This is a genomic window from Slackia sp. CM382, assembly GCF_000293015.1.
GTDB lineage: Bacteria > Actinomycetota > Coriobacteriia > Coriobacteriales > Eggerthellaceae > Slackia > Slackia exigua.
Genome location: NZ_ALNO01000019.1, coordinates 1 through 12440, shown reverse-complemented (window position 1 = coordinate 12440; position 12440 = coordinate 1). Strand labels below are relative to the sequence as shown.

The following is a 12440-nucleotide window of genomic DNA, read 5'->3' as shown; positions in this document are numbered from 1 at the left end:
GCCGCAGGGCGAAATGCGGGTGTGGCCAAGTGGTAAGGCAAAAGCTTCCCAAGCTTTCATTCGCGGGTTCGAGTCCCGTCACCCGCTCCATACGATTACGAGAGCCGCCTCCGGGCGGCTCTTTCCTTCTGCAATTGGCCTGATTAGAGGCGCGCGTGCGATTTCGAAAATAATCGACGAAAGTGCTTGCAACTTCGGAATCCTTCGTTGTACTATAGCCAAGCACTTTTTTGCGGGCCTGTAGCTCAGGTGGTTAGAGCGCACGCCTGATAAGCGTGAGGTCACAAGTTCAAGTCTTGTCAGGCCCACCATCTCCGCTAATAAACGCCCCATCGTGAGCCACGAGCCGGTGGGGCGTTTATTGTAAGTGCGAACATACGGGGCATTAGCTCAGCTGGGAGAGCGCGGGCTTTGCAAGCCTGAGGTCAGGGGTTCGATCCCCCTATGCTCCACCATATTCTTTCGGCCTGCATTCGCGGGCCGTTTTTGTTTTACTGGCTCGATCGATAGACCCATCGCATCGGTTCGAGCTCATAGCAATACCTCTATTTCATTCTTGTAATGGGCTGCAGAAGGCAGAGACTTCGAGTGCTTGGCCGACCTGCTCGACCCGTTGAGGGTGAAAGTCCTAGGTTGGCGGCATAGCCGTCGCAGCGCGGCGCACTCGACTCGTCATTGCGCTCGTGGATTAACGTAATATGTATAATTACGTGGGATTAGGATAGAAAGAGGGTTGGGATGAAGGTGTTTTTGAAGGGGCTTGGAGTTGTGCTGCTCATCGGATTGGCGTTCTATGCTCCTCCGGTGGTCGTGATAGTCCTCGCAGTATTCGCTGCATTCAAAATTTATGAGATTGTGTATTACCGCGGAGAGAAATTCCAATCGATTAAGGCGCGTATCGCCGGTCACATCCAAGAGTGCAACGATATGAACGCGTATATCGAAGGGCTGAAGGCCGTTCAACTTGGTACGAACCAGGTTCGGTACGGGACTTCCGACTATCGCGATAACAGCAGGTGGAACTACAAGCGCTCCAAGCTGAAAAGCATCAGGAGCGAACCGAACGTCCACAGCTGTTCCCGCTCTGTATGCGATAACTCTCGCAGGGATCCTATAAAGTACGTCTGCAAGTATTTCGGATTTAAGGCCGATGAAGCAACGCTCGACACGTTCGAGGGAATGCTCAACGACTTCGAGGCCGTCGAAGAGGGCAAGCGTTTGCTGGTCGACCAGAAAAACGAAATCATGGCAAGCATCGACGGCGAGGTTCCCTGGTTGATAAAGAAATTAAGCGCCAAGCGGCTTTCCAAGGAGCTGGGTTTCGAAGAAGTGGACCTGTCCGAGGCCTACTATCCCAGCTTCGTTTTCCAGTACGTATCTTCTGGAGGCAATGCATCGATGGAGAACGAAGTCGTCATGAACGTTCCCAATTTGAATGCAATGGTCAATTACCTAAACGATCGCATCAAATGGAAGAAGAGCGTAGCTGGCCAGCGTGCCTTGATGACGAGTGCGCTTCGTCGCTATATTCTCGATCGCGGCGGCCATCGGTGCAAGCGATGCGGAATCGGCACTGCCGAAGAGCCTCATCTGCTTTTGGAAGTCGACCATATCGTTCCTGTGTCGAAGGGCGGCATGACCAAGGAGGATAACCTGCAGACGCTCTGTTGGAAATGCAATCGAAGCAAGGGCGCCAAGATAGCTTGACGGTTCATTCGAATTCCTTTTCGGCCTGCATTCGCGGGCCGTTTTCGTTTTCGGCACCACTGCTTCGACCCTTTGAGGCCTGATGTTCATATTGCGCAGGTCAAATTCATAGATTTATCAGGATGTATAATACATTGCTCGTATATGCGGGCATGCAGGGCGAAGCTTGGAAAAGAGGTGATTATGAATCGAATCGAGGCCCTGAACGTTCTAGGACTTGATTCCGACGCCACCGAGCAGGACATCAAAGTCGCATACAGGGAATGTGTCCAGATTCTCCACCCCGATCGATTCGCCTCGAACGAAAAGCTCCAAAGCCGCGCGACCGAGCAGTTCAAGCGCCTGCAAGATGCCTACGACTACCTTACGAGCGACAAGGGACGCCGCGCTTCGTCGGCCTCCTCCCGCTCGTCTACGTCATCGGGTTCGCGCACATCCTACAGCACCGTCGAAGCGCGACTTGCCGGATTGGCGGCGGCGCGGACCCAGCTTATAGCCCAACGCGATACGCTTTTGGACGAACGTCGCAACGCGGCCGTCATGATTGCAGCGGGAGCCATCGTCGCCTTTGCCTTCAGACGTGTCGTATGGCTTGCCGGGATAGGCGGCGTGCTTGCGGTGAGCGGCATCGCCTCGCTCGTGAGGGCCATGCAGAATATCGGCACCATCGACGAGCATCTCAAGGAAATGGAGATGCAGCGTCGTCATCTAGAGGAAGAACTGGAAGAAGAGTAAATGAAGCAAGAGAACCTTCGCAACGTAGCCATCATCGCACACGTCGACCACGGCAAGACCACGCTGGTCGATCGTCTTCTGTATGCGGCCAACGTGTTCCGCAGCAACCAGCAGGTCGAAGAGCGCGTGCTCGACAGCAACGACCAGGAGCGCGAGCGCGGCATCACGATCCTTTCCAAGAACATCTCCATTCAGTACGGCGATACCAAGATCAACGTCATCGACACTCCCGGCCATGCCGACTTCGGCGGCGAGGTGGAGCGCGTCCTCAACATGGCCGACGGCGCCCTGCTTATCGTCGACGCTTTCGAAGGCCCTATGCCTCAGACGCGCTTCGTGCTCGAGCATGCTCTTGACCAAGGGCTGCGCATTCTCCTCGTCGTGAACAAGATCGATCGTCCCGGCGCGCGCCCCGAAGAAGTCGTGGACGAGGTCTTCGACCTCATGGTCGAGCTCGGCGCGTCCGATGAGCAGCTCGACTTTCCCGTGGTGTATGCCTCTGCCGTCAACGGGTTCGCCCGCTACGAGTTCGATGACGGCAATATGGACATGATTCCGCTGCTCGACACCATCATCAAGGAGATCCCGGCACCTGAGTGCGATCCCGACGGGCCTATCGCCCTGCAGATCTGCACGGTCGACCACTCGAGCTTCGTCGGGCGTATCGGCGTCGGCCGTTTGCATAGCGGCACCATCCACAAAGGCGAGCAGGTCCTCGTCATCAAGAACGACGGCACGCGCTATAACGCGGTCATGAAGCAGGTCTTCGCCTTCGAATCGCTCGGCAAGACCGAGAAGGAGGAAGTCACCGCAGGAGATATCGTCGCCGTCGTCGGAGTCGACGATGCCGATATCGGAGATATGGTCACGAGCGTCGACCACCCGGTCCGTCTCGACCCCATCAAGGTCGAAGAACCCACGATGGCCGTCGTCTTCGAGGCGTCCACAAGTCCGCTCGTCGGCCGTGAAGGCGATATCGTCGGCGGACGTCAGCTGCACGAGCGTCTGATGAAGGAGGCGGAAAGCAACATCTCGATGAGGATCTCCGATTGCGAGGACGGTCTCGGCGTCGAGGTCGCGGGACGCGGCGTCCTGCATCTTTCCGTGCTCATGGAAACGATGCGCCGTGAAGGCTTCGAATTCCAGGTCGGTCGCCCGCGCGTCATCATCAAGACCGACGAGCACGGTCATAAGCTCGAGCCTATCGAGGAAGCCACCGTCGAGGTTCCGAGCGAATACGCCGGCAAAGCCATCGAGGTCTTCGGCAACGCCGGCGGCGAGATGACCGACATGGTCTCCCGCGACGACCAGACGCACCTCGTCTTCAAGATTCCCTCTCGCGGTACGATGGGGCTCAAGACCCGTTTGCTCAACGCTACGCACGGCGAAGCCAACATGTTCCATCATTTCTCGGAGTACGGCGCCTTCCGCGGTGAATTCGCCGGTCGCAAGAACGGCAGCATGATCGCGATGTCGACGGGCAAGTCGGTCGCCTATGCGCTCGACACGCTGCAGCAGCGCGGCAAGATGTTCGTCGGTCCGGGAGAGGAATGCTACGAGGGCATGATCGTCGGAGAAAGCGCCAAGGAAGGCGACATGGTCGTCAACGTCGAGAAGGCCAAGGCGCTCGGCAACCAGCGCTCGTCGACGGCGGACAAGGCCATCCAGCTCACGCCTCCGACGAGGTACACGCTCGAAGAGGCGCTCGAATACATCCAGGACGACGAACTCGTGGAAATCACGCCGAAGAGCATCCGCCTGCGCAAGCGCCTGCTGTCCGCGACCGATCGTCGCAAGGCCAGCAAGCGGTAGCCGTTCGCCGTCATCCGCTTTGACGCGGCCATCGGCCATGCGGTCCCGTCGACGGGCATCCTAGGGCGCATGCTGCGTCCGAGCTCGCCGGCATGTCGTCAAGCATGCGGGCCGATAACCGCATCCGCTGTCGGCCGGGGTTTTCCGACGCCGTCCGCAGCCGTGCCTATGAACGTATTGTGACGCGGGGGCCGTCAGAGAACCGCATATGGGAAAATGTCGAAAAACATGCGTCTTACGACGCGAGAATCGAGAGGTGAAGGATGCCCATGGAAACGCTCCGTATCGCAAGAAACGTCGCGGCGTTCGCCTGCGCAGCGGCGCTGAGCTTGAGCCTTGCCGCGTGCGGCTCGCACAATGAATCGGGTTCCGCCGGCGCTGCGCCCGACATATCGGACACATCGGGCGGCGTTGCTGCGACGGTCAATGGGACGGATATCGGCGAAAACGCCGTTTCATCCTATGTCGCGAACTTCCGCAACCTCAACTCGCTCAATGAAGACACCGATTGGGCGCAGTGGATGGTCGACAACGGCTATACCGCGGAAGACCTTCGCAAAGAGGTCATCAATTACTACGTGAGCCAGGAGCTCGTGCGTCAAGCGGCTGAGCAGAACAACGTCAAGGTGGACGAAGATGCCGTTGACGAGCAGCTCAACACCATGAAGATGAACTACGATTCCGATGGCGACGGCTCGCTGAACGCGGACGAGACCGCTTCGTGGAACAAGGCCCTCCAAGCTGTCGGCATCGCGTCCGAGGACGAATACCGTACGCTCCTTGAAATGTACTCGCTCGAGGCCAGCCTGCAGAAGGCCGTTGTGCCGGATACCGCTCCGTCCGATGAAGACATGCTTCAGTACGCTCAGATGTATGCGACGGCATACGACGGTGCGAAGAAGTCGAGCCACATCCTTTTCGCCTCCGATGACCAGGCGACCGCCCAGGAGGTTCTGGACAAGATCAATTCCGGCGAGCTCGACTTCGCCGAGGCGGCGAAGCAGTATTCCACAGACACCGCTTCCGCGGCCGATGGCGGCAATGTCGGCTGGGATGTCCTGAATTCCTTCGTGAAGGAGTACACTGACGCGCTCTCCGGCCTTGGCGAGGGCGAAGTGAGCGGGCTCGTCACCTCCGAATACGGCATCCATATCATCAAATGCACCCAGGTCTTCAAGACCCCCGAAGAAGTGACGTCCGTCGATCAGATTCCCTCCGAATGGCTCGACTCCATCAAGGCATCGCTCCAGCAGGCGAACAAGACTTCGGCATACAAAGCTTGGTTCAAGGATTTCTATGACAGCGCCGATATCACGGTCAACGATATGCCCGAAGGCCTTCCGTACGATGTCGATTTGACCGGCTATACGCCGGCCGCCGGGTCTCCGGCCGCTTCGACGTCTGCCGGCGCTCCGGGTTCGGCTCCGTCTGACGGCTCGGCTGCCGCCGACGCGTCCGGAAACGGCGGGTCCGCATCCACGGGCGGCGCGTCGGCCTCTTCTGCTGCCGAACAGCCTTCCGAAACCGCTGCGAAGTAAGTCCGGAACGCGAATCGAATCGCCGGCAAGCCTAAGTCCTCCGATGTTCCACGTGAAACATCGGAGGACTTTTTCATGCTTCGCCATCACGGCTTTCGTTGATAGACGCATTATCTCGATCGGCTTTTGCGGCCTCCCTGTGTCCCTTTCTTCATCTTTAGGGGACGCCGAAAAGAGTTCTGCCCATGGGGAAGGTTCTTTGGTATACTTCATTGCTGCTATGCTGCGCATAGCGATCGACCGAATGGAGAGATGTCCGAGCTGGCCGAAGGAGCACGATTGGAAATCGTGTATGCCCCAAAAGGGTATCTGGGGTTCGAATCCCCATCTCTCCGCCAGATTTTGCCGACGCCTCTGTGAATCACGGAGGCGTTTTTCCAAGCCCCGCGTACGTGGGCTTCACCCTACGGAGGGGTGGCAGAGTGGTTGAATGCGGCGGTCTCGAAAACCGTTTAGCCGGCTTAACCGGCTACGAGGGTTCGAATCCCTCCTCCTCCGCCAGTTTTCTTCTCGAGAGAGGCGCGAAAACGAAAGCTGGTCTCTCGTTTTGCAGCTCACATGGGGGTTTGATCTTCTAAAGCGATAGTGCGCATGCTGCGTTCGCACGACCTCTATAATCGTTTCCTGGATAAACTATCTTTCCAAAGGGGACATGCGTGAGCGTTACCACCGTATCCGATGCCGCCGATTCCGCGAGCTGTCGGCTGGATTCCACGTACTTCATCTCGTTTTCCATGAGCCATGAAACGCTTCGGCGCGCGCTCAAGGTGTCGAGTCCGCTCAATATCATGCAGTATCGCATCCTTATCAGGGCGTTTCTTTCGTCACCCGCAGCGACGCCGCAATCGGTGCTCATCGATTCCTTAGGATTGAAGCCTTCGGCGGCCGCGCAGGCGACCGCCGTGCTCGAAGAGGCGTCGTTCATCGTGCGGCAGGCGGGGCGCTCGGACGCGCGTGCGCGGGACATCTTCATCACCGAAGATGGTGTTGCGCACATCGCCCAGGTCAATGCTGCGCTGGTCGATGAGCTCTATCGGTCGTGGCCGACCGACACGCCTTTGTTCAGGGATATCCTCGAGACGGTCGTGTATGCGGGCGCGCGTATCGATCCGATCCTCAGCTCGGGGAACTCCGAGCGCTTCCCCGCATCTCACGTCGTGACCACGGTCGAGCTCATCGCCCATAGGCTGGAGCACGATATCGTGGCGGGGGCGGGGGCGTCCCTGGGCGAATGCCGCATCATGCAGCGCCTGTGCGAGGTCGGCCGTCCTTTGCGCATCGGAGATCTGGCCGATCAGATATTCATGAACAATGCCACCGCTACGCGCAACGCATCGAAGCTTTGCGGTCGTGGATGGGCGCGCAAGCTTGTCGACCCGCATGACAGCAAGGCCGTCTACCTCGACCTGACCGAAGCAGGCGCGCAGGAAGCGCAGAGGATATGCCGCATCATCGACGAAGCCGCCTATACGCGCTTCTGGAGCATCATGAACGAAGAGCAACGCGAGGCCTTCCGTCAGCTGGGCAGCGTCGTCATTGCAGATTTGCGCAGGAAGAAGGAGGCGGAGCGTCTGTCTGCGTTGAGCCTGCTCCGCCCTATGGATTAAGAGTCCGCTGCATGGCTCGACCCCCGGAGGATGCCGTGAAGGCGTTCTCCGGGGGTCGAATGCCGATGTGCCGCATGAGGCGCCTGCCTCGGCCGATATGGGGATGGGCCGAGGCGCGGATATGTTCGTCGGATCTAGCCGAGGCGCTTAGCTCCGAAGGCCGTCATCGCGACGTTCGCCACGATGCCGCCTACGAGCCAGGCAAACGCTGCTCCGGTAGAGACTTCCGCCTGATTGAGCGTGGCGAAGGTACCGACGGTCAGTGCGCAGACGATGGCGCCGCAGACAAGGGCGATGAGCCCGGTGCGCAGCAGCGAGGGAACGAGCGCTTCTTCCCTGCAAGCGCAGGATGCGAGGATGCTTCCCGCGGCGGCGATAAGCGTTCCGAGCTCGATGACGAGCAGCAGCAGGACGATGCCTGTGGATCCGCCGCTCTTTCCTGACATCTGCGCGATCTGGATGCCGGAAAACAGCCCTGCGATGGTAGCCATGAGTCCCGCGAACGCGACGATTGCCGTGATCATACCCCATACCAGGGCATTGGCGGTCATGGTCGACGAATCGGCCTTCGTTTCGCGGGCCTTGGCCGCCAGGATGACGACCGCGGCTGCGGTTATGGCGAACGCCAGGCCGGCGGCGAACATGAATCCGACGAGCGTGCCGCCCGTGAGCGCCCAGCATAGCTGGTCCATAAGGGAGCCTGCGGCTATGTAGGGCGAGGTTGCGCTCCAATAGCTGTAAGACAGGATGCCGGTCGCATCCATGACGGCGATGCCTATGCGGGCAAGGATCATGACGACGATCGCCAGGACATAGAGCAGCGCGAACGGCTTGGCATACGGTGCAAGCTTCTCTTTCATGTCAAAACCTCCTTCTCTGCTCTATGCGTCCAGATCGGCATCGTTCGCGAACGACGCCGCGAAGAAGCCTCCCGCGAATGCCAGGCTGACGTCGCCGAGAAGCGAACCCAGAATGACGTCGCCGACGTAGGAGTTTTCGCCCACGGCGCCGCCGGCGGTGTGCCAGCCGGCATACAGACCGGGGATGACGCGTCCGGACGTGCTGATGACCTGCATTCTGTCGTTGACCATCAGGCCCGCCTTGGTGCCATAGAGATTGCCGCCGATGCGGCAGCCGTAGAACGGAGGCGTCATGATGGGGTGCAGCCACTCTTTCGGCATGGGGTACATGAAGTCGTCCTCGCCGGCCTCGCAGCATGCGTTCCATTTCTCGACGGCCTCCGTCAGGATGCCTTCTTCGAATCCGAGGTCGCGCTCGAGCTCTTCAAGGGTGTCGCGCTTCTTGAGGACGTCGGCTTCGATGGCGTCCTGGACGCCGTGGTGCCAGTCGCGGTAGTGCTCGGGAACCTTCTCTATCTGCTCGAGGTCGGGGGTGATGAGCTTGCGGCAATGCTCCTGCCCGAAGCCCGCCAGGTAATCTTCGTACTTTCCGTCGAAGATGATGTAGCCGCGGTGCCCCGGGTTGGACATCTGGACGGTGGCAAGGTCGCCCAGCGCATAGATGGCCGCAGCGCCGTCTTCGCCCACGCGGCTGTCCATGTAACGCAGGCGGTTGCCGGCACGGTCGATCGTGAACCACGGCTGGCGGGACAGCTGCGTCATGCCGTCGTAGAGGAAGCGCGCCCACTCCTTGCCTTCGCTTGCCCAGTCGACGCCGCCGTCGAAGGAAGCGGAGCTGTTGAATCCGGAGACGTCGGCGTTAACGCCCAGGCCCATGCGGAAGCACTCGCCGGTCTCGCCGAGCACCAGATAGCTTGAGGCGCAGCCCATGGCCGCCGTCGGGATGTACTTGTCGAGCAGCGATTTGTTGTTGCAGAATCCGCCTGCCGTCAGGATGACGCCCTTCTTCGCGTGGATGTAGACCTCGCCCTCATAGTTCTCGTTGGCCACGATGCCGACGACGGCGCCGGAGTCATCCTGCACGAGCGCGGTCGCGGGGGTGTTGAACTTGAAGTCGGCGCCTGCGTTCCGCGCGAACTTGTACATGGCATCGGTCGCGTCCTTCATCTTCAGGACGTGGTGGTCGAGCGTCGATTTCTTAGGCGCGACGTAGACGGGAATCTCGCCGAGCCGCCATTCGACGCCGCAGTTGGCCATCCAGTCGATGCACTTTCCGCCGCCTTCGGCGATGCGGTAGATGAGCTTGGGGTCGGCGGCGAAATGGTATTCGTCCATGGCCCAGTCGGTCATCTTCTGCGCATCGAACGGGTAGGTGGGGAATGCGAACCGTTTGTCTTCCTGAAGGCGCGATCCGCCGAGGATTGCGCACATGCCGGCGGATTGCGCGTTTCCGCCCCAGAGGCCTGCCGCTTCGACGCAGATGGTCTGCGCGCCGAGCTCGATGGAGCGGGCCGCAGCGTTCAGGCCGCCGCCGCCGGCACCCACGACCACGATGTCGCATTCGTAATCCCAGCTGGCAGGAACGCTGCGCGGCGGGATGGGCGTCGCGTCATCGGCAGGGAAGGCCGATGCGGTGTGCTCGCGATAGGTGCCGTCGTCGGACGAGGCGTTGCCGCCCCTGCTGTTGGGCACGTCGACGGTTTCGCTGCCGTCGCGGGCCCAGTCGCCGACACGTCCGTCTTCGGTCGCGAACGCAGCGTTCGGATGGGCGATGGATGCCGCGACGCCTGCGGTAGCCAGGCCAGCGAGGCCGAGGAAGTTGCGGCGCGAGAGCCCTTCGTTCGTCTTCTCGGGCATATTATTTCGCCTCCTCGGTCTTCGTGGTGGATTCAGCTCCGGCTGCCTGCGCGAGCGCGTCGTCGACGGCCGTCCTGACGCCGACGGTGGTGACCGTCGCACCCGAGATCGTATCGATGTCCGATCCCTGCGCCGCCTCGATCATATCGGCATACTTGCCGTCGCGGATGGCTTCGAACCCGCCGACGCTTTGCGTCTCGGCGGTTTGGACCATGCGGTCGACGGTGATGACGTTGCCTTTGACGGTAAGCGTGACCGAAATCGGCCCTCCCATGCCCATGCCGGTTCCGGTGTAGGTGCCGTCGATCAGGTTGCCTTCCGCCGATGTCCGCGTCTGCACGATGGCGGCATCCCATGGATCGTCGGTCGTCATGGCGAGCTGCTCTGCGCTTGCCGCGTCCTTCGACCCCGATCCTTCGTACGTTGCCGCGCATCCGGTCATTCCGAATGCGAGCACGGCGGCGCCTGCGACTGCGAACGCCCTTCTACTCATTGCTGCCTCCCTCATCCGTTTCTCTCGCCCTATCCGTCACAAATATTTTTGAAATAAATTTAAATCATTTCTAAAGTAAACTTTATGAGGTGAATTGTAGCAAGTTTATGAATAAAGGTCTAGGAATTTATGAAGAAAAGCCCTGTACAGAATCGGAGAAATGTAGAAGAGGGCGCATGGGCGCATGAAGAAGGCTCCGATGCAAAGCGCATCGGAGCCTTCTTCTGAGTATGCATCGCACGGTTCTCGGCGGGCGATGGACGCGCATGGCAGGAGATGGACGGGCGCAGCTCGTGGCCCGTGCGACGATCTGAATGCGCTTACAGGGCGGCGAGCTCTTTGCCGATCATGCGGCCGAACGTGACGGTGCGCCCCGCCGCCGCGCCGGTCGCCTGGTTGATGTAGCTGCGATCGAAGTAGCAGCCGGAGTCGTTGCCGGTGACGTAGAGGCCTTCGATGACGGTGCCGTCTTCACGTAGGGCCTGGCATTTCGCATTGATGCGAATGCCGTCCATCGTGGCGAGAAGCGATCCGCTCTGGCGAACGCCGAAGTACGGTGCCGTATCGAGCTTCGAGAGGCGGTAGCCCTCTTTTCCGAAGTCCTCGTCGACGCCTGCATCGGTAAGCTCGTTGTAGCGTTCGACCGTCGCGACGAAGGTCTCTTCCGGAAGCCCGAGGCCCTTCGCAAGCTCTTCGAGCGTGTCGGCTTGAACGAGCAGGCCCTTCTCGGCGAGCTGGTCGATCTGGCTTTGGGCGAAGGCCGTGTCGTGGTTGGACGGCGCGCCGTTCTCGAAGGGGAACAGGCGGCTGCAGCCATGCATCACGAACTGCTCGGCATACGTCTTCCAATTGCTGTCGAAAACGGTGCAGTAGGTGTTGCCGGGTTGGTTGAGCGCCGAGTGGAGGATCCAGTCGTAGACGCCGGTGCCTTCGTTGGTGAAGCGTTCGCCGTTCAGGTTGACCTTGAGCCACGGCTGGCTGCCCATCCAGAACATGGAGCTTTCGGCGCCGGTGCCGGACAGAGCATCGGTCGCGATCGCGGCGCGATCGAAAAGCATGGAGGAATGCGTCTGGTCGAACGCGGCGCCCGCCCATATGCAGGCCTTGATGCCGTCGCCCGTGTTGGTCGGGGGAGCCCAGGTGGACGAGATCATTTTGAGCGTTTCGGGCTGAAGCGCACTCATCATCTCATCGTTTTTCGCATAGCCGCCGGTTGCGACGACGACGCCTTTCGAAGCGTTGTACTTCACGTATCCGCCGTCGGCATTCTGCGCGACCACGCCGGTCACCTTGCCGTTTTCAACGGCGAGTTCGACCATAGGCATCGAGAAGACGATCTGCCCGCCGAGCCCTTGGATATATTCGCCGAGAACGGTGGCGCCGTTGATCTTCTTGTCCTTATCTTCGGGCCATGCGGGGCTGTGGCCCGTCGCCCAATGGGCGACGAGGCCTTCTTGGTCGCCGACGGCCGCTTCGTGCCACATCGTCACGCCTTTGGCGGCGATGAGGTCGGTGAACCAGTCGACGGTTTCGGCGGAATTGTCGAACCAGGCGTTGAACAGGCGCAGATCGGTCCGTGCATTGGAATAGCGGTAATAGTCGAGCATCATCTGGGCGCGATCGAAGGTCGTGCCGTCCTCCTGCTGGAGTTTCGTATTCACGGCGCCCAGGTCGTCTTTGACGCTGCCGTAATCCTCGCCCTTTTCGATAACGATGACGGATGCTCCGCCTTCGGCCGCCGCCGCAGCGGCGAACATGCCGCCCGTGCCGGCGCCGACGACGACGACGTCGGCGGTCTGCTCGTCGGCGAACTCGCGATGCCGGGCGCGGC

At 60.1% G+C, this 12440-nt stretch carries 9 protein-coding genes and 5 tRNA genes; 10 read left to right on the top strand and 4 right to left on the bottom strand.

Features of this window, described 5'->3' with window-relative positions; translation table 11 throughout:
* Positions 1-15: 15 nt before the first annotated feature.
* From HMPREF1155_RS07935 to HMPREF1155_RS07890, 10 genes are all read left to right on the top strand, one after another.
* A tRNA-Gly gene (locus tag HMPREF1155_RS07935) sits at positions 16-90 on the top strand.
* A 144-nt stretch (positions 91-234) separates the two neighbouring features.
* Positions 235-311, top strand: a tRNA-Ile gene (locus HMPREF1155_RS07930).
* A gap of 68 nt (positions 312-379) precedes the next feature.
* Positions 380-455 (top strand) — tRNA-Ala (locus tag HMPREF1155_RS07925).
* A gap of 283 nt (positions 456-738) precedes the next feature.
* The gene (locus tag HMPREF1155_RS07920) at positions 739-1707 is read left to right on the top strand and encodes an HNH endonuclease (RefSeq protein WP_009079302.1); all 969 of its coding nucleotides are present in this window, start codon (positions 739-741) and stop codon (positions 1705-1707) included.
* Between the two features lie 183 nt (positions 1708-1890).
* Entirely contained in the window at positions 1891-2442 is a 552-nt protein-coding gene (locus HMPREF1155_RS07915; RefSeq protein ID WP_009079188.1) for a J domain-containing protein, read from the top strand.
* A complete protein-coding gene (typA, locus tag HMPREF1155_RS07910) occupies positions 2443-4254 on the top strand; it encodes a translational GTPase TypA (RefSeq protein WP_009079154.1) in 1812 nt (603 codons plus the stop codon). It begins immediately after the preceding gene.
* Between the two features lie 269 nt (positions 4255-4523).
* Complete coding sequence (locus tag HMPREF1155_RS07905; protein WP_009079146.1) at positions 4524-5792, top strand: peptidylprolyl isomerase; 1269 nt, start codon at positions 4524-4526, stop codon at positions 5790-5792.
* Between the two features lie 246 nt (positions 5793-6038).
* A tRNA-Ser gene (locus HMPREF1155_RS07900) sits at positions 6039-6130 on the top strand.
* Between the two features lie 70 nt (positions 6131-6200).
* Positions 6201-6293 (top strand) — tRNA-Ser (locus tag HMPREF1155_RS07895).
* Between the two features lie 155 nt (positions 6294-6448).
* Complete coding sequence (locus HMPREF1155_RS07890) at positions 6449-7399, top strand: MarR family transcriptional regulator (RefSeq protein WP_009079151.1); 951 nt, start codon at positions 6449-6451, stop codon at positions 7397-7399.
* Positions 7400-7533: 134 nt separating this feature from the next.
* Here the strand turns inward: HMPREF1155_RS07890 and HMPREF1155_RS07885 are convergent, their stop codons facing one another.
* From HMPREF1155_RS07885 to HMPREF1155_RS07870, 4 genes are all read right to left on the bottom strand, one after another.
* Complete coding sequence (locus HMPREF1155_RS07885) at positions 7534-8259, bottom strand: hypothetical protein (RefSeq protein ID WP_009079339.1); 726 nt, start codon at positions 8257-8259, stop codon at positions 7534-7536.
* Between the two features lie 21 nt (positions 8260-8280).
* Entirely contained in the window at positions 8281-10116 is a 1836-nt protein-coding gene (locus HMPREF1155_RS07880) for an FAD-dependent oxidoreductase (RefSeq protein ID WP_009079334.1), read from the bottom strand.
* A gap of 1 nt (position 10117) precedes the next feature.
* A complete protein-coding gene (locus tag HMPREF1155_RS07875) occupies positions 10118-10609 on the bottom strand; it encodes an FMN-binding protein (RefSeq protein ID WP_009079183.1) in 492 nt (163 codons plus the stop codon).
* Between the two features lie 320 nt (positions 10610-10929).
* The coding region (locus HMPREF1155_RS07870; RefSeq protein WP_009079172.1) for an FAD-dependent oxidoreductase at positions 10930-12440 on the bottom strand (1511 nt) is incomplete at its 5' end.